Raw genomic sequence first — 17877 nt, forward strand, 5'->3', positions numbered from 1 at the left:
TAAGAGGAAATAAATGGTTTACTCTTTTTGTAAACAGAAATTGAGCAATGAATAATCAAAATGGGTTGAGTCCAGTGTGCACCGATCCGAACCCCAATTCATGCTTGTATAACTTTTGAATATTTGGAACTAAGAATAAATAGCGTTCAATAAAATGTTAAATAAATGTTCGGGTTGACCCCTGTGGCAAATTTCCAAACCAATTAATACCACATCACGGGATTTTTCCTTAATGATGACAGGATAACCCTTTGCATTTTCAAAATCTGACCAATTTCCTGCAATCAATGCGTCTTGGTCGCTTGAAATTCTCGCGATGACTTCCACGCCATCAGTATTTGAAAACCAAACAGGTCGATAGACAAACCCTATATCTTTAGATGAATAACCCATATTAATAGGGTGGTCCAGATAATCGACATGAATGATAGCATTATTGTTCCTCTTACCGGTATTTATTGTACAATTTGTTAAATGAAAGATACTTTTTGTAATCTTGGCTGGCCCTGCTCCAATCGCTATGAATTTCCCTCCTTTTGATAGGAAATAATCAAGTGTTTTTACACACCTTTTTTGTTGTTGTTTCGATTCAAGTACATGTTTTTGATAAATGGGTTTAACCCTTTCTTTCGTATAAAACAAATGCTCAAAACCATTGTAAATAAGTACATCGATATCTTCTAAAGATTGTTTATTGATTAAACTTCTTGGATGAACCTCTTTTACCGTGAAACCGAGCTTATTTAAGCAGCTCTTAAGTCCTGCATGAGATTGCTTTCTATACAACCCGCCATCATAAATTATTCCAATTCTTTTATCATGTGACGTCTTATTTTCTTGAGCAGGGAGGTCCTTATTAGAAATTTCTTTAGTCTCAGCAAGGAGTGGTGTTGAGGTTGTTATACTGTGAACTCCCCAAAGGAGAGGTAAACTCCATACACATATATCTGAAAATTTCCCCTTAGGTTCTTTTTCGCCTTCCCAAAGCAGGGTATTGGCTAGAACTGATTTTGCTTGTCCCATTCGTGCCACAAATGATCCTTTAGGAACAAACCGTTCCTCGACGGTAGTGTCCTCTAGTGTAATATCTACTTTTACACCGTTATTGATAAGATGATTGACGAGTCTGTAAACCTTATAGGAAGTATTATTTGTTTCAGTGAAAATATAACAAGTTGGAAAAAAATTGTTTGGGTGAATTGGGTGGTTTAAATGAATTCCTCTTTGAAAAAAAAGCAGGTAGTCGGAAAGAAATTCTTGTTTATTATCCATTAGGAATTGACAAGCTCCCAAAATGGCTTCTAACATCCAAGGGATGCTATCGTTACCGCTGCTAGGTGCTTCAATCGTGCATCCTATCGCGCCGTGTAAAATAGCATAACTTGACGTGCAAAATGGTGCATAATCATCCCACCCTGAAGATAGGTCTCTAAATGGGATACAAACTCCTTTCATATTTTTATATCTGTTGGAAAAAAAGTTATTTCGAGAAAACAACAAATTGTTTTCCATTTTTTCAGCCATTGGTAATGCCCACTTAATGTAGAGGTCATATTCATAATGTGGGTTATGTGGTTGAGTACATGGTTCGATCAATCCAATTTTATCCTTGAATTTCGAAACATACCCATGCAGGTCGAATAAAACAACGGGGTTACATGTCTTTATGAGGTTAACTATTGCTTTTGTTTCTGGTTGTGTTTGAAAAATAAAGTCCCTGTTTAAATCAAATCCGTTTTCATTATATCTTGTCCCCTTTTTAAGACCATCAGGGTTAGCCATTGGTACACAAATAAAAATAAAATGTTTCAATAATTCTTTTGCATCCCCGCTCTCATTCTCCATTAAATAATTAACTAACTCTAGGACTACTTTTGCACCAACTGGTTCAGTACCGTGTATAGAAGCGTTAATAAGTATAGGTAATTTCATATCTTTATTGGTACTGGTACTTGGTGGATGTTTAGAAGTTATTTCTTTATATTGTTTTTCACAATAGGAAATCCCATATTTCATTGGGTCTTCACTAATTACAATACACTCTATATCTTCTCCCAATACTGATTTTCCAATTGTCTCTATTAACATATGAGGGTTTTTTAAATCATTTTTTAACATCCTTTTAATTTTTTGAACTAAAGATATATGTTGAACCATGCCATTCCCTCCCATTTTCTGAGTTTCGAAGTAAGTTCCGCTTTGTTGTATTCATTGGTTTTCCTCGGCTGACCTTATAATATTTAATTCAATTGGAGTGAAAAAAGATATAGATAAATCAATCATTTTTAGGGTTTGGTATTTTGAGAAAAAATACTAAAATAGATAGTAAGTTTGTTTGTATTTTAATAGGTTATAATCATTAGTATTAGTATTGTGTGGAACATAGGTATGGAGGAATGGTTTATGACTGCGGTGAAGTCGGTTAAAATTGATGGTGAGGATATACATATTTTTAATAGTGCCATTTATATCTTTGAATCTACTTCGGGATATACACTTGAATTGGATCTGATAGTTAGTGAAGTTACAGAAAGAAAATATAAGAAAGAGCAAAATTTAATTATTGAAATACAATTAGAAAGCGGCAGGAATATTGATTCGATTATGTACGTAAAAACTTTGTCCGGAGGATTGCCACAGCTTAATTTGTATTGTGACCTGGACTCTATAGATGAGTACGAAGAGTTTGATATCGTCAATGAAAATAGTTCATCGTTTCCAGATGCAGAAATAGGAATTACATTGGAAGAGATTAGAAGTGTAGAAATGCCGAATGAAAACATTAGCCTAAGATTAAATCTTCCCATTGATCAGGTCGAATGGTTAAAAACGCAAAAAAAGGCTAATTTAAACGAAATGTTTAAAGAGTTAATATCTAAATATTGGAATAAACAATAAATGAAAGAGTAATAGAGGAGTATTCTCATGGAAAGTGGAATAATTATATTATTGATTTATTCGGTTCTATGAATGGATACTTATAAGAAACGGGGTGGAATTCAAATGGTTGCAACTCCAAGACCAGCATCTACTGTTGTATTAATGGATGAATTATCTAGAGTGTACCTAACAAAACGACCAGTCACCATGAAGTTTATGGGAGGATTTCACGTTTTCCCAGGAGGAGCAGTAGAAAGCCATGATCACTTGGCCGAAAATGACTATGTGAATAGTGATGAAGTACAACTATCCATTAGTCTTTCATACTATATTGCTGCAGCAAGAGAATTATTTGAAGAAGTGGGAATCTTATTGGGGAATACGATTGATGGTTTCCCGGTAATATTGCCAAAAGAAAAGCGAATGAAATATCGAAATAATCTTCAAAAAGGAGAAATCTCTTTTATTCGATTGTTAGAGCTAGAAAAGCTTTCGTTCAATCCTCTATGTTTAACATATTTCGGTCAAATTATTACACCTGAGATAAGTCCGATTCGTTTTGATACCCGTTTTTTTCTAGCAAAACTCCCACAAGGGCAAACACCAGAACCAGACAGAAATGAAATTGATGGAGCAGTCTGGATTAAACCTGAAGAAGCATTAACTGCGTTTGAAAATAAACAGATTAAATTAGCACCACCAACTATTCTTACCCTTCGAGCTATCATAGATTATCAAAGTAGTGGCGTCTTAAAGATGTCTGTAAAAAGAGAGGATTTAATGAAATTGCTAAAGGATTTATAAACAAACAAAAGGGGATTACCTCGATGCACATTACATTTGAGAATATTCATAAACATACTCATTTAATGACAGAAAATGATTTATACCAACACTACCACTTCCCTGAAATGTTATCCCGATATGATAGTAATTATATTGAGTTTAAAACCTTACCTGCACTAGAGAGACTAAAAGAGGCAGAACGTTATTTGAGAAATTTTCATCGAAAAAGTGGTCAAAAGCATGTAAAGTTTAAATTTCCTGCAAATAAAAAGGTCCCAGCTGAGTTAGTGAATTACTTAAATCAGGAAAATTATGATATTGGTTTTCTAGAATTATATGCTATCAATCCAAATCAGTTTCCCAAAGTAAAGGATCACCCAGATATCGAGGTTCAAATTGTAACAGAACAAAATTTGAAAGCTTTTCTTGCTTTTCAGTATCAGCAAGATATCATGTTTGGCAGTAATTTTGCCAAACAAAAGGTAGAGTTGAATAGGAAAATTTTTGAGAACCCAAATTTCATGCAGCTGCTAGCTTTATATAAAGGAACACCAGCGGGGGCAGTGGAAGTCATAATATCAGAAGAAACAGCTGAAATTGATAACTTAGGTGTGGATGAAGCCTTTCAAAGAAAAGGGATTGGTAGCAGAATACAAAAGTTTGTGATGGATACCTTCCATGATAAGACGGTTATTTTAGTTGCAGATGGACAGGACACGCCAAAGGAAATGTATAAAAGACAAAACTATCAATACCTTGGTTATCAATATTACACACAAAAAGTTGAAGACTGAAAAAAGAAGAAGGACTGGAGAGTTATTCCAGTCCTTCTTCTTTTATGTTAATGATTCTTTATTTGTTGCAACTATTTTTTTTCGTTCTTTCGGAATGACGAGATTTAGAACGACTGTAGCTAAAGCGCCAACTGCTGTACCAGAGGATAAAATGTAATTGGCAAAGTCTGGAACACTGTATAGAATTTCTTTTGGAAGAACGATGGTACCGATGGTTAATAAGATTGGAACACCAATTACCATCATATTACGATCGTCAATCTCAACATGCTGAATAACTTTCAACCCATTCATAACAATAGCCACACAGACAACTCCGAAAATACCTTGGATAACTGGTTGAGGAACACAGGTAATCACTGCTGATAATTTTGGTATTAACCCTAAAGCGATTAAGATAACCCCTGCACTAATGATTGCCCTTCTGCTGGCAACTCCTGTAATGGCGATGATACCAGCATTGGAAGAATAACCAGTCATTGGGGTACCGCCGAAAAGGGATCCTACGAAACAACCAAGTCCTTCACCGAGAGAAGCTCTGTTCAATCTTTTCTCATCTAATTCACTACCTGTTACAGTTGATACGACAAACCAAGTACCTGTTGTTTCAATTAAAATAATTAAATAGATAAAGACCATCGTTAGGATTGCTTGTAAATCAAATACAGGCTTTCCAAATGGGAAAAAGCTTGGAAGTGAAAACCACGCTGCTTGTTTTACAGTAGAGAAATCGACAGAACCAAATAATGAGGCAGTTAAAGTACCAACGGCAATTGCTAATATTACAGAAATAAGTCGGAAAAATGTTCCATACCCTTGCTTCTTTCGACCTAACAGGATACAAACGACTAGGACAGCGGCAGAAACAAATGCAATTACTACGTTGTGTCCAACATTACCTGGTGCTGAATAAATGCTATTAAATGCAGAAGGCATAAGAGATAATCCAACGATTACAATGACCGTTCCACCAACAAGCGGAGGAATAATTTTTTTTACGGCTTTTGCAAACCATTTTAATGGATAACCAAGGATGGCTATTAATAAAGCCCCTGGAAGTAAGCTTCCTAATACTGCTCCCATTCCTAGCTTTCCACCAATCGCTGCCAATGCACCAATTGGTACATAAGATGGGCCTTGAACAACAGGTAATCTCAGACCGCCAATGGTCTGAATGAGAGTAGCAATCCCTGCAGCCAAGAAACACATTTGAATGAAAAAGGTAGTATTCATGGAATCTAACGCTAGTAAACCTGCAATAATGATGGGTGCGATATATAAGTCCATTGCAAGTACATGCTGCATTCCAAGAAGAAGTGCCTTCCCCCAGCCGATCTTTTCATCTACTCCTACTGTAATGTTCGGATTTTGCTCGTTTTGTGACACAGTACCATTCTCCTTTTTTATTAATTCATGTAAAAACAATCTAGAAAACTAATGAAAATCCTAGTGAAAAAGCGGTTGTATTGATTAAATACTGTATTGATAATAAAAACCATAGTTGAATTATAATGAAGGATTTGAAAATTGTAAATATCTTTTTACGAATACTTTTTTATTAAAATATTATAATGTTCGTCTTTTGGTTGACTTTAAAAAAGTTTCTTCATAGAATATACGTATATAGTTTAGTAGAAGGAGATATAAAGATGATCATCAATGACACCGTTTTACGCAGTGATTGGATTGTTGCATGTAAGATAGAGGACGTAAAGGAAGAACCAATACAGGCTGTAATCCTTGGTGAAAGGATTGTTCTTTTCAAAAATGAGCAAGGCATTCATGCGTTTAAGGATTTATGTATTCATCGGGGAGCCGCACTATCCTTAGGGTGTGTAAAAGACGGTAACCTCGTTTGTCCCTATCATGGATGGGAATATAATTCAGCGGGGACATGTACGAAAATTCCACAGCTTCCTGAAGGAAGGTCAATTCCATTAAAAGCGAAAGCGATTAAATATTCATGTAGAGCAGAGTATGGATTCGTTTGGGTAAACCTAGAAAATAACAACCCTGAGTTCCCTGCATATCCTGAATTTACGGATAGCAGCTATCGGAATGTTCTATGGGGACCGCAGGAAGTAAATGCGAACCCGCCACGAATTGTGGAGAACTTCCTTGATGTTAGCCATCTTTCATTTATTCATGAAGGTTTTCTAGGAGTACCGGAGCATCCTGAAATTGGCGATTACGATGTTCATACAGAAGGAAATCGAATTTACTCCGATGAAATTGCTATTTTTCAACCAGATCCAGATGGTACCGGAATCGCAAAGAATGTCTATTACACCTATGAAATCGTTCAGCCGCTGTCCGTCCGATTCACGAAAAGAGATCCGGATACGGACAATAAGATGACAATCATGCTAATCATCCAGCCAATCGCGGAAGGAAAATCTATTGCGTACGGAATTATGTCAGTAAACTATGAAACAGGTACAACCGACCAAGAAATGATAGATTTCCAAGATATGATCTTTGCTCAAGATAAACCAATCGTCGAAAACCAAAAACCAGAGGATTTGCCTTTAGACTTACAGGTAGAACTATCGTTAAAATGTGATCGAATGAGCATTGCTTACCGGAAATATTTAAAGAAACATGGAGTTACACTAGGTACAGAGTGATTTTCGTAAGCAGAAGACGCTTTCTTTTAGGAAGCAGATTTTCTTTAGAAGGAATTTTTAAATATATTCAGCATTAAAAAAACGTCAACCCCGAAAAGAGATTAGGGTTGACGTTTTTTTTAACGTGATAATATTGTTTGATGGTTGTTATGGTTTGGAGGAACCATCGGAAAGACATTTTCTTCTTCAAGAACATTAAACTCAATAAGAACAGGTCCAATACGCTGAAAAGCGTCAGATATTGTCTGTTGGGCTTCTTCCTCGTTCTGAGCTTTAAAACCTTCAACACCATAAGCTTGAGCGAGCAGTGCAAATTCAGGAGAAATCATTTTAACCTCTGAATAACGACCCTGATAAAACAGTTCTTGCCATTGGCGAACCATGCCTAGATAGCCATTATTTAGAATGGCAATTTTAATGGGAAGCTGATACTTCACTATCGTAATCAATTCTTGAATATTCATTTGAAAACTGCCATCACCAGAGACACAAATAATGGATTTTCCCGGATGAGCAGCAGCTGCCCCAATAGCAGCAGGCAATCCATAGCCCATCGTTCCTAATCCGCCGGATGTAATAAGTGTTCTTGGATGAGAAAACGCATAATGATGAGCCGTCCATATTTGATGCTGACCTACATCTGTTACTACAATGGTATCATGAGCGGAATAGTCACTTAAGAGCCGAATTACGGTCTGAGGTTTAAGCAGACTATTGGATTTATCAAATCGGGGGACAGTCCGTTTCCATTCCATCACTTCGTTTGTCCAGATTTCGGTATTATTACTAATTTGTTGATAATCTAAATAATTATTTAGTTTTAAAATGAACTCTTTGGCATCACTGACAATAGGTAAATCTACTGAAATGATTTTATTGATTTCAGCAGGGTCAATATCGATATGAATCTTCTTCGACTTTGGTGAAAAACCGCTTATTCTTCCTGTCACACGATCACTAAAACGAACCCCAATACAAATTAAAAGGTCAGCATGGTGTACAGCTTTATTGGCAGCAAACGTCCCATGCATCCCTAACATTCCTAAGTATAACGGGTTTCGTGCTTCCATTGAACCTATACCCAAAAGGGAACTTACGACCGGCATACGGGACTTCTCCACAAACTCTCTTAAATGATTTGTTGCCCCGGAAGCAATGACTCCGCCTCCTATAAAAAGAACAGGTTTTCTGGCATTTTCAATTAAATCTTTTGCTGCATTAACTGATTTTTCAAGGATGGGCTTATTGACTTTTGTTGTATTCTGACGCTGCGTTGGAATATTCTTTATAGTCGTATCTGAGGTGAGTTCAATTAAAACAGGACCTGGTCTGCCATCAGCAGCTATCGTTATTGCCTTTTTAAAAACATCGTTAAAACCTTGCAGGGCATTAATTTTAAAAGCATGCTTAGTGATGGGCAGCGTGAGTCCTGAAATATCTAAATCTTGCAGTGCTTCTTTTTTAAATGGATCTTGCCTAAGTGGACCTGCAATTATGACTAACGGTATGGAGTCACTAAAGGCTGTTGCAATCCCTGTAACTCCATTTGTGATTCCGGAAGCAGATGTAAGCAGGACCACTCCAGGATGCCCTGTTGCTCGTGCGTACCCATCTGCAGCATGAACAGCAGCCTGCTCATGCTTCATTTGATAATAACGGACATTAGAGTCTTTATAGGCGAAAAATTCTTGGTGGTCACAACCAAAGAAACAATCCACTCCAAGTGAGCTAAAAGAGTTAAATAATATATCTACATCCAAATATTCTTTTACTACTGACATTTCTACACCTGATTTCTATTTTTAAAGAACATTCTAAAATATTTGGATTCTTTTGTATGTGAAATAAATCATCCTTGCCAAGTTTTTTATTAATTTTCAATTTTTAACGTTTGCCATCTTTTAATCAAATTCCTTTGTGTACTCATTCAACAAAGATAGAGAAAATGACAAAACAAAACCCTATCTTTTTAAAGATAGAGATTTTGTTTGTTGAATATTGGAAGGATCATCTTATTTTTCTGATTGCAAGGGGGTTTTTTTCTGAAGGTCAAGTCTGTTATCCTGATTTTTATAATCATTATTACTCTCATTTACATTTGGTTTACGTTCGTAACGAACAGGGCGGAAATTTACATCATTTTCCTGATTTAATGATTCTCTTTTTTCTGCATTACATGATGTTAATAATCCTCCGGCAAGAAAAGTGATCAAAATCTTTTTTTTTCTTTTTTTATTCATATGACTTCTCCTTGATTCCATTTTATTGTATTTATTTTTACTATGCACGTTGATGTAATTTTTAGTCGTAAAGTTAAAAAACCCGCTAATGTTTCATAGCGGGTTAAAATAAATTTAGAGTTTTTAAAATAATGTATGGAATAAAAGTAAAGAGCGCTAAAAATGAAAAATTGTATATACTAAATTTTAGCAAATATTTTTTCCCGTCATTAGGATTAGTTTGAATATACAATTTGTACGATATCACGCTAGCCAACGAAGCAATAATGGTCCCAAGTCCCCCAATATTTACACCTAATAATAATGGTTTCCAATTAGTGGTGAATTCCGCTAAAAAGATTGAAGCAGGGACATTGCTGATAAATTGGCTTACTAGAATCGAGTTAAAATAGATGGATTCGGCGTCGTTAAGATTTGCAATTGCAACTGTGTGCACTGCAGTAGTATTCGAGATATTACCTGTAAAGATGAAAAAACAACTAAATGTTAATAACAGAAAATAATCCACTTTAAAAAATAATTTACGATTTAAAAATGCAACAGTCAGTAATGTAATGCTAAACGCAACATGGTAATGAATGATTCCAAAAATCGAAGCGAGGATGATGACTAAAACCATTGCCCATATAATTGTTTTTTTCTTATCGATAATCTGTATTGGAGATATCTCGACCCTTAACTCTTTTTTATCCAATTTGAATATGAAGATAAATAAAGATAGAACACCAAGAATAGCAAGTAATAGAACAGTTGTGAAAAAAGGCATTGCGGTTAATCCATAAAAAGAATAAATAAACAAATTTTGTGGATTTCCCATCGGTGTTAGACTGCTTCCGATATTTGCCGCGATGGTTTGTAATATGATTGTTTCCATCATGGGTAGTTTTGTTTTTCTGCTAATCACAAGGGTAAGAGGAACGAAAGTGAGTAATGCCACATCATTTGTTATGATCATCGAACAGAAAAAACATAAAAAAATCAGAATGGCTGAAATTGATCTACTATTTTTGCATTTATTTAAAATAGAAATCGCAAATTTGTCTAATACTCTTAATTCCTCGAATGCCTTTATCACAAGCATGAGGTTCAATAAACTAATCAATACAGGAAAATTTAGATACTCTACTTTGGGAGCTTGAAAGAAACAACTTCCAACTGCAAAAACAAGAGAGATCGTTAACACCATGTCTTTTTTTAAAAAGCTTAAATCCAGCTTGGTACTTTTCTTATTTTGAATGATTACAGACTCTTTCACGAGACACCACCGATAATCTATGTTTCTATCCTTATTGACAACCTTTAGATTCTATCATGTTGATAATGATTTGGGAATAAAAAATCTTATTATGATTAGTTGGTATGGATAATTTTGTGATTTAGGTATAAATGGTATAATATGCACTGTAGTGAAAAATATAGTAATGGAGGACACACAATGTATACAGCTATCTCTCATTTTATTGAAGAATGGAATCAAGAAGCTGCCTCAACACAAAAGGTACTAGACGCTTTAACGGATCAATCAATTCAACAGAAGGTTTCACCTGAAGACCGTTCATTAGGCTCTATTGCTTGGCACATCGTTGCTAGTACTCCAGGGATGCTAATGGAGTTTGGTGTAACGGTAAAAGGTGTGGAGAATGAATTAAGTGTTCCAACTTCGGCAAGGGAAATAGCAGAGACGTTCCGAAGCGTTAGTGCAGAAACTAGTGAAGCAATTAGACAACAATGGACAGATGCAAGCCTAAGTGAAACTAAGAACGTGTTTGGAAGGGAACTGCAAAAATCTTCCATGCTGAATATGCTGATCAAACATATTGTGCATCATCGTGGACAAATGACAGTCCTTATGCGTCAAGCAGGTGTTCAGGTTCCAGGAATATATGGTCCATCGAGGGAAGAATGGAGCCAAATGGGTATGGAAGCGCCATCTATTTAAGCCATTATTCAGAAATTAAGCACCCATGTTTTGGGTGCTTTTTTGTCGTTTCACCAACTAAAAACATATAGCAAATGAAATCCTTATCCCCTGTTATTTGACAAATATCTCAGACTTTCGATGTATTTTGTAGAATAAAATCGAAATTTATTTATTTTGGATGTATAATAGATTCTTGTGTTGGTCTATTAAAAAGAAGGAGGTAGATTTCGATGGAATGGACTTTATTCGGATTGTTTCTTCTTTCCGCATTATTGCTCGTTTTTTCAATAGTTAAGACATACCGTGACTCAAAGCTTGAAAAAAAGCAAATTGATTTAGTACATGTATCCATGATGAAAGAAATCAATAGCATTCAAGACTCAATCCGAGATATCGAGCTTGATATAGAAGTTGTAACAAAAGAAGCTGGAATTCAACTTTCTGCAGATGAGAAGCTTTTTATGCGTGAAGTAATAGATTTATATAGACGTAATTACTCGATTGAAAGCATCGCTGAGATGAAAGAAGTACCAGTAACAGAAATTGAACAGCTGCTAACACCTTATCTAAAAATAAAGGATGAAGGGGGACAAGTTGCCAATGCGAATTAATTTATTGAGCAGCTTTGCAGCAGGAATTCTTATTGCTACAACGATTTGTGGTATTGTTTACTTTACTGATGATACAACCACTGAAAAAGCGTCAGCTAAAGCTTCCAAAGGTGTTAGCTTAACTGCAGCGCAGATGAAGGATGAACTTGAATCTGCCGGTTATGTGGTACAAACGAAAGAAGAATTAGAAAAGACTTTGGAAGCCGCAAAGGGTATTGAAACGAAGCCTGCTGATTCAAAAGAGCAGGATAAGCCAGTAACTCAAGTAGTAGTCAATGTAGCAGATGGGATGACGAGTATCGATGTTGCGAATGTGCTTGTTCAAGCGAGTTTAATCCCTGATGCGTTTAAGTTCACGCAGGATATTGAAGCTAGAGGGTTACAAAATGCTTTGCGTCCTGGATCCTATACAGTCAATAGTGGAATGTCCTACGATGAAATCATTGGATCTATTTTTAAAAATTAAATGAACATAAGAAAGCCGTTCTCTTCTATAGGGACGGCTTTTCTTAATGGAGTAATCTACTAGTATATTCCAAGAGAGCTTCGGTATGATAAAATAAGATTATTATATAGTAAGAGGAGCCTTTACATGGATAACCAATCATACTTCTATCAATTTATTGAGCGGCTTTCTAAAGAACTGGCATTAGTTGCACGTGAATTGGAAAATAGTATTTTTACCAGCCCAAGAACGATGCTGACACACGCACGTGTGTTTGTCGAAAATATATTGCAGCAAGTAATTCGAGCTGAGGAATTGCCAGAAGATCCTCGTGCTAATTTAAAAGACCAGCTTGATATGCTGAACGACAAAGGATATTTAATTCCTGAGATACGAGATGCTCTCCATTTTGTAAGACAAATGGGAAATCAGGCTGCACATAATGCAAGAATGTTCCGTTATTCTGAGGCGCTGTTATCTTGGGAGGCGTTATACAAAATTGTAAAATGGTATGTAGAAGTATATGGACCTGTAGATATTACCGTTCCGGATTATCAGGATCCCTCTCCGATTATGGAAAAAAGATATGATATGTCTGAGCTGGAAATTAGACTCAAGTCATTGGAAGAACTCCTTTCACATTCCGTTGAAAAGCTAACTCCTGAGACTGCACTTGCAGAACCGGCGGTTAGCGTTGAAACAATGGAAGCAGAAGTACCCGCAGTGGACGAAAGTATTCCCGGCGTGACGACAATTCGTACCATTACTTTTAACGGAAGAAAACTGGAAGTTCCTTATTTTCTTCGTGACGCATTCTTGCTGCCACAACGATTTGATAAATCCGAAACCTTTTTAATTCGATTAGGAGCAGAGCAGCAAGCACGGCTTATGAGTGAACTGCCTAAGAACTTAGCAGGCTTACACAAGCATGTGAAACGTTATAGTGAAAAGAATGACGAAATTCTTTTTGAAGAATTAAAGACGTTTATTGGGGAAGAAAAGATTAGAAGGAAGCTTTCACTTGAACGACCAGGTGAACTGTTCTTCTTTTACAAGGCTGACCATATCATTGTCACCGAGGAACTTTCCAAAGTTGCGCTTACCTCGGAGGAATTCACTGGAATTCCAAGCCTATTAAGGCAACTTAATGAGGATCAAATTGAACGAGTGGGGCAGTTACCGAAGGAGCTTGTGATACTCGCAAAATATGAAAATGTCGGGATTGGAACAGTAGAGAAGTTGTTTGAGCAGTTGAAGAAAAAAACATATGAAAAAGCCTCCGTCATTGTACCAAAGGTTGAGGAGGAGTCCATACGGATCAGTAATAAAAAATGGGATTCTTTGTATATCAATGTAAAGCTTGGAAAAGGCAACACGGTTATTCGTGGTGAAAGTGTGCCGGCACTTTGGAAAGAAGGTTTAAATTGGATTGAGGATCATCATCTTCCTCTTCATGAAATGATAAAAGAGGGAGTTGTTCTCGGTTCCACTGATTCGGGAAAACGCTATGCCATGGCGCTTGAACCCGTTCATAAAGATAAACGAACTTTTACGCAATTGCATACGTATAAATCGAAACAAACAGGCACCACTTATTACCTTGAAACGAAAATTAATCCGAAATCTGGACTTGAAACCCTTGCTAAGTTACTTACACGGTTAGGGGTAGAAGTTAAGATTCCATTATTAGAGAGTAATGATTAAAAACGTTTCTAACACCGACATTTGTTTAAAGACGTCGGTGTTATTTTCATTTTGGCAGGCTCTTTTCTCAAGTATTGTTGCCTTTTGAAAATATATAACATTGATTGAGCATTATTTCCACTGAGAATAAGTTAAAATCGGCTTTAAGATTTTAACCACAATGTTCTCGAAAACCAACTTTTTGTAAAAATAATTATATCCATAAAAAAACATAGGATTTATAATAAAATGGAATAAATTTAGTGTTCCGAAATAAATTTAGGAAGATATTCTAATTAGAAGGTGTTGGAGAGAATGAAAAAAACAAAAGAAGAACTGAATATGAAATCCTTGTTCATTTTCTTTATTCCTTTAGGATTATCTGCGAGTCTGGTAACGATATCCCATATCATTATCAACAGTACATTGGTTAGAGCAGATAATTCTGAATTTATTTTGGCTACTTATGCGATTGCGATGAGTTTATTTGGAATTACGGAACGACTGGGAAATTTACTTCGACAAACTTGTTCTTCGTTGGTAAGAGACAAAGGCTCGTATAAATTAATGTCCCATTTTTCCTTTTATCTCATCGGGAGTTTAATGTTGGTTGCATTTGCAGTTGCGTATACTCCGGCTGGAGATTTTATTTTTGCAAAAATCTTTGGAGCCAAAGAGACTATGGTGGATGATATAAAGGCTATTTACCAAGTTCTGATATTCGTTACAATTTTTTCTGCACTCCGTTGTCTAGCACAGGGGGTCATCATTTATAATAGACAAACAAAATGGTTAACAATTGGTATGGTCATAAGACTTGCTGCCATGTATTTGCTGTCTTTATACTTCATTCACACTGGTCATATTACAGGAGTATCCGGTGCGATGATTTTTTTAACAGGAATGATCGTTGAATGTATCATTAGCTTCATAGAAGCAAGGACCTTAGTTCGCAAAATGCCTCCGAAACATGAACTAAAAATAGAGTCAAAGAAAAGTATATTTAAATTTTATAGTCCGCTTATGTTATCTTCTGTGATTGTCGTCATGATTGGACCAGCCATCAATATTGCTTTGGGTAAAACTGTTAATATTGAACTGGCGATTGCAAGTTATGCGATTGCCCTTAGTGTGACGCAATTGATTTTAAGTTTTTTCTCTTATATCCATCAAATTGTGATCAATTTTTATGGAGAACAAAATGCACTTGTAAAAAAGTTCTTACTGGTTATCGGCTTTGTCCCGTGTATATTGGTTGCAATTTTAGCGTATACTCCGCTTGGAGGATTATTTTTTGAACATGTAATCGGGGTCAATGGCAGGTTGTTAGATGCAAGCATTCAAGTATTCAAAGTTACGATGCTAATGGCGCTTGTGTTTCCCTTTGTAGATTATTTTAACGGTTTATTAATGGTGTATAAACGAACAAAGGTAACCATTTTTTCACAGTCTGCTAATTTTGTAGTTACATTGATTTCTTTAGTTATTGGCGTGAATTTTGCTGCACAATGGAATGGTGTCATCGGTGCTATAGGCCTCTCGCTGGGATTATTAGCTGAATTAATCGTTGTAAGCAGCTTCGTTCAAGCATATGAACGCAAAGAAGGTATTGCTATGTTTCAACTAAGGGGTCTTTTGAAAGCAGGAAAAAACCGTTAATGTTTATGCCTCTCGAATAGTAAACCACCAAATCAGTTGGTGGTTTTCTTAGTTATTTTATAAAAATGTGGGTTTGTCCAATGCATGAGAACTCTTTTCCACATAGTATAGTAGGTAATTAATTTATGGCGGTGACTAGAGTGCTTACGATATACGAACCGGAAAAAGTAAACCTGAATGGGAAAGTGCGCTTGCAAGCTAGATTTGATATTGCGGGTATCGAGAATATCCTTTGGTATGAGACGAGTGAGACATATGGAAAATATATGACTACAGAGCGAGTCGATGCGTTTTTGGTTGGTCTGCTATGGCTTGCAATAAGAAAAGGACAAAATATTCTAGTAAAAGGTGCTGTCTCGGAAAAATTGTTTTACGCATTAAATCACCATTTAATTCCGTTAATTGCTCAAATCTATCGTTATAAAAAGATTCGAGTGCTATGCGATAATCTTCAGTCAACACATCTACCTAATGAGGGAGCAGTTGGAACAGGGTTATCATGCGGAATTGATTCCTTATCTACTGTCTACGAGCATTTGGGCGGGGTTGTTCCACCAAATTATCAAATTACTCATTTTACCTTTTTTAATACAGGTTCAAACCAAATGATGGGAAGCCGTAAGTGGCAAGATAAGATTTATCAAGACAGGGTAGCATGGGCTTCCAAATGTGCTAAAGAGCTAGGAAAAGAAATGATCGTAGTAGACAGCAATATAAACGATATCTTAAAGATGAGCTTTGTTAGAACTCATACTCTACGAAATGTGTCGGCACTGTTAGTATTTCAAAAGTTGTTTCATGTCTATTACTATTCTGCTGGTTATCAAACTATTAATGCCAAATTTAATTCAGATTCGGCATCCTATGACTTTCTTAGCCTGCCTTTGTTATCTACAGAAAACGTAACCTTCTATTCAGCAGGGAGTAATTATTCACGAGTGCGGAAAACACAAATGGTTTCAGAATTTGAACTCTCCTACAAATATTTAAATGTTTGTCTCGTCAAAATTAAGAATTGCGGCAGATGTCTAAAATGTAAGAGAACCTTATTGACATTGGACGTTCTCGGATCGATTGATAAATATAAGAATGTTTTTAACCTAGAGGCTTTTTACAAAGTTAAAGATTCTTATATAAAAGAGGTTATTGAAGGTAGAAACAGAGATATCTTGTTTAAAGATATATACGATGAAATGGTTAGGAGAAAGTATATATAGACACAGGATAGTTCTTGAGTGTTTAGGATTTTGGGCTTCATGAATGCTTCATGAAGCCACATTTTTTCGATAGATTACGATTTTGGGCAACATGTTAGCCTTATGACCTCTGTTTTTCAAAGATCATACAATTATTGTTTTTATGAATCGCTTTAATTCGTTACTGTTTCTATAATTTCGTTTATATAAAATGATGGAATTGCAGCCCCAATGATTTCTTTAGTTTCATTATCAGGATTTTGCAAGGTGGCAAAAATTACCCCCACGACTTCACCGTCTTGATTCAGTACCGGGCTGCCGCTATTTCCCTTATAGATAGGGGCTTCAATCATCATAACCGGCACATCCCAGTCTGTTAAATGAGCTTTTCCGATGATTGTACCCTGATTGGCTATTTGGGTAAAAGATAACGGATTTCCGATGAAGATGATTTCCTCACTAATCCATCTTTCCCAATCCTTGTCGGTAGCAATTGGAAGAAAAGGGAGGTTCTCTGCGTCAATTTCTATAATCGCAACATCTATTTCTGGGTGTTTCGCGATTACTTTACCAGGGTATGACCTACCCGATTTAAAATGGACATTTACTCTATTTGTACGTTCAACCACATGTTCATTCGTGACTATTAATCCTGTAGGAGTAACTGTAAAGCCCGTTCCTTTTACTCCATCCCATTCAATCGTTACAACCGATTTTTTGTATTCCTTCACGTCAGGTAGCTTTGATAAATGATTTGACACTTTAACAAAGTTAATCGCAGGGAGGTTGAAAATGTTAATCCATACTTCTAGTCCGCTGATCAAAAGTGCCAGTACGAGCAGGGAACTAACGATTTTAACCATGAATTTTTTCCGCTTTTTCTTTTGAAGTTTCTCTATTTCCCATTCCTGTTTATCATCGGGATTAAAAAAAGTCTCCCAGTCAAAATTGTCTTCTGTATGCTGTGGATCCTTATTTTCGTTATCCATGTTTTATCCCTCATTACAAAATTTTCTATATTCTCTATTATATCGA

General features: G+C 36.1%; 16 protein-coding genes. 10 read left to right on the forward strand and 6 right to left on the reverse strand.

Annotated elements, in window-relative coordinates; translation table 11 throughout:
- Nucleotides 1-129: 129 nt before the first annotated feature.
- The gene (locus ACN6MT_RS17485; protein ID WP_419887271.1) at nt 130-2157 is read right to left on the reverse strand and encodes a M14 family zinc carboxypeptidase; all 2028 of its coding nucleotides are present in this window, start codon (nt 2155-2157) and stop codon (nt 130-132) included.
- Between the two features lie 246 nt (nt 2158-2403).
- Between ACN6MT_RS17485 and ACN6MT_RS17490 the strand changes: the two genes are divergently transcribed.
- The 3 genes from ACN6MT_RS17490 (at nt 2404) to ACN6MT_RS17500 (ending at nt 4460) form a co-directional block, all read left to right on the forward strand.
- Entirely contained in the window at nt 2404-2898 is a 495-nt protein-coding gene (locus tag ACN6MT_RS17490) for a hypothetical protein (RefSeq protein ID WP_419887272.1), read from the forward strand.
- 105 nt (nt 2899-3003) lie between these two features.
- Entirely contained in the window at nt 3004-3684 is a 681-nt protein-coding gene (locus ACN6MT_RS17495; protein ID WP_419887273.1) for an NUDIX domain-containing protein, read from the forward strand.
- Nucleotides 3685-3707: 23 nt separating this feature from the next.
- Complete coding sequence (locus tag ACN6MT_RS17500; protein ID WP_419887274.1) at nt 3708-4460, forward strand: GNAT family N-acetyltransferase; 753 nt, start codon at nt 3708-3710, stop codon at nt 4458-4460.
- Nucleotides 4461-4502: 42 nt separating this feature from the next.
- Here ACN6MT_RS17500 and ACN6MT_RS17505 read toward each other — a convergent pair whose 3' ends face one another.
- The gene (locus ACN6MT_RS17505; protein WP_419887275.1) at nt 4503-5846 is read right to left on the reverse strand and encodes a uracil-xanthine permease family protein; all 1344 of its coding nucleotides are present in this window, start codon (nt 5844-5846) and stop codon (nt 4503-4505) included.
- Nucleotides 5847-6109: 263 nt separating this feature from the next.
- Here ACN6MT_RS17505 and ACN6MT_RS17510 point away from each other — a divergent pair, with 263 nt between their 5' ends.
- Nucleotides 6110-7087, forward strand: coding sequence for a Rieske 2Fe-2S domain-containing protein (locus ACN6MT_RS17510; RefSeq protein ID WP_419887276.1), 978 nt, complete (start codon nt 6110-6112; stop codon nt 7085-7087).
- A 119-nt stretch (nt 7088-7206) separates the two neighbouring features.
- Here the strand turns inward: ACN6MT_RS17510 and ilvB are convergent, their stop codons facing one another.
- From ilvB to ACN6MT_RS17525, 3 genes are all read right to left on the reverse strand, one after another.
- Nucleotides 7207-8868 carry a biosynthetic-type acetolactate synthase large subunit gene (gene ilvB / locus ACN6MT_RS17515; RefSeq protein WP_419887277.1) on the reverse strand — a complete coding sequence of 554 codons (1662 nt, stop codon included), beginning with the start codon at nt 8866-8868 and terminating at the stop codon, nt 7207-7209.
- Nucleotides 8869-9099: 231 nt separating this feature from the next.
- On the reverse strand, nt 9100-9327 hold the full coding sequence (locus tag ACN6MT_RS17520) for a hypothetical protein (protein ID WP_419887278.1): 228 nt from the start codon (nt 9325-9327) through the stop codon (nt 9100-9102).
- Nucleotides 9328-9430: 103 nt separating this feature from the next.
- Nucleotides 9431-10582 carry an SLC13 family permease gene (locus tag ACN6MT_RS17525; protein ID WP_419887279.1) on the reverse strand — a complete coding sequence of 384 codons (1152 nt, stop codon included), beginning with the start codon at nt 10580-10582 and terminating at the stop codon, nt 9431-9433.
- A gap of 180 nt (nt 10583-10762) precedes the next feature.
- On the opposite strand from ACN6MT_RS17525, the gene ACN6MT_RS17530 reads away from it, so the two are divergent.
- The 6 genes from ACN6MT_RS17530 to ACN6MT_RS17555 all read left to right on the forward strand — a co-directional run bounded on the left by ACN6MT_RS17530 (nt 10763) and on the right by ACN6MT_RS17555 (nt 16863).
- Nucleotides 10763-11266: a DinB family protein gene (locus ACN6MT_RS17530; RefSeq protein WP_419887280.1), complete on the forward strand. Its 504-nt coding sequence runs from the start codon at nt 10763-10765 to the stop codon at nt 11264-11266.
- A gap of 212 nt (nt 11267-11478) precedes the next feature.
- A complete protein-coding gene (locus ACN6MT_RS17535) occupies nt 11479-11859 on the forward strand; it encodes a hypothetical protein (RefSeq protein ID WP_419887281.1) in 381 nt (126 codons plus the stop codon).
- Nucleotides 11849-12325: an aminodeoxychorismate lyase gene (locus tag ACN6MT_RS17540; RefSeq protein ID WP_419887282.1), complete on the forward strand. Its 477-nt coding sequence runs from the start codon at nt 11849-11851 to the stop codon at nt 12323-12325. The genes ACN6MT_RS17535 and ACN6MT_RS17540 overlap by 11 nt, the downstream gene beginning before the upstream one ends.
- A gap of 126 nt (nt 12326-12451) precedes the next feature.
- On the forward strand, nt 12452-14008 hold the full coding sequence (locus tag ACN6MT_RS17545) for a DUF4145 domain-containing protein (RefSeq protein ID WP_419887283.1): 1557 nt from the start codon (nt 12452-12454) through the stop codon (nt 14006-14008).
- A 294-nt stretch (nt 14009-14302) separates the two neighbouring features.
- Nucleotides 14303-15646, forward strand: coding sequence for a multi antimicrobial extrusion protein MatE (locus ACN6MT_RS17550; RefSeq protein ID WP_419887284.1), 1344 nt, complete (start codon nt 14303-14305; stop codon nt 15644-15646).
- A gap of 140 nt (nt 15647-15786) precedes the next feature.
- Nucleotides 15787-16863: a hypothetical protein gene (locus tag ACN6MT_RS17555; protein WP_419887285.1), complete on the forward strand. Its 1077-nt coding sequence runs from the start codon at nt 15787-15789 to the stop codon at nt 16861-16863.
- 152 nt (nt 16864-17015) lie between these two features.
- On the opposite strand, the gene ACN6MT_RS17560 is transcribed toward ACN6MT_RS17555, so the two are convergent.
- Complete coding sequence (locus ACN6MT_RS17560; protein WP_419887286.1) at nt 17016-17831, reverse strand: S1C family serine protease; 816 nt, start codon at nt 17829-17831, stop codon at nt 17016-17018.
- Nucleotides 17832-17877: the final 46 nt, after the last annotated feature.

It is taken from the genome of Neobacillus niacini (assembly GCF_048572935.1).
In the GTDB taxonomy this organism is placed as follows: domain Bacteria; phylum Bacillota; class Bacilli; order Bacillales; family Cytobacillaceae; genus Neobacillus; species Neobacillus niacini.

What these genes read in the sequence shown, in the direction of transcription:
- ACN6MT_RS17495 (WP_419887273.1), top strand. Translation starts at nt 3,004, where the DNA reads ATGGTTGCAACTCCAAGACCAGCATCTACTGTTGTATTAATGGATGAA.
- ACN6MT_RS17550 (WP_419887284.1), top strand. Translation starts at nt 14,303, where the DNA reads ATGAAAAAAACAAAAGAAGAACTGAATATGAAATCCTTGTTCATTTTC.
- ACN6MT_RS17540 (WP_419887282.1), top strand. Translation starts at nt 11,849, where the DNA reads ATGCGAATTAATTTATTGAGCAGCTTTGCAGCAGGAATTCTTATTGCT.
- ACN6MT_RS17510 (WP_419887276.1), top strand. Translation starts at nt 6,110, where the DNA reads ATGATCATCAATGACACCGTTTTACGCAGTGATTGGATTGTTGCATGT.
- ACN6MT_RS17530 (WP_419887280.1), top strand. Translation starts at nt 10,763, where the DNA reads ATGTATACAGCTATCTCTCATTTTATTGAAGAATGGAATCAAGAAGCT.
- ACN6MT_RS17520 (WP_419887278.1), bottom strand. Translation starts at nt 9,327, where the DNA reads ATGAATAAAAAAAGAAAAAAAAAGATTTTGATCACTTTTCTTGCCGGA.
- ACN6MT_RS17485 (WP_419887271.1), bottom strand. Translation starts at nt 2,157, where the DNA reads ATGGTTCAACATATATCTTTAGTTCAAAAAATTAAAAGGATGTTAAAA.
- ilvB (WP_419887277.1), bottom strand. Translation starts at nt 8,868, where the DNA reads ATGTCAGTAGTAAAAGAATATTTGGATGTAGATATATTATTTAACTCT.
- ACN6MT_RS17535 (WP_419887281.1), top strand. Translation starts at nt 11,479, where the DNA reads ATGGAATGGACTTTATTCGGATTGTTTCTTCTTTCCGCATTATTGCTC.
- ACN6MT_RS17500 (WP_419887274.1), top strand. Translation starts at nt 3,708, where the DNA reads ATGCACATTACATTTGAGAATATTCATAAACATACTCATTTAATGACA.
- ACN6MT_RS17545 (WP_419887283.1), top strand. Translation starts at nt 12,452, where the DNA reads ATGGATAACCAATCATACTTCTATCAATTTATTGAGCGGCTTTCTAAA.
- ACN6MT_RS17490 (WP_419887272.1), top strand. Translation starts at nt 2,404, where the DNA reads ATGACTGCGGTGAAGTCGGTTAAAATTGATGGTGAGGATATACATATT.
- ACN6MT_RS17560 (WP_419887286.1), bottom strand. Translation starts at nt 17,831, where the DNA reads ATGGATAACGAAAATAAGGATCCACAGCATACAGAAGACAATTTTGAC.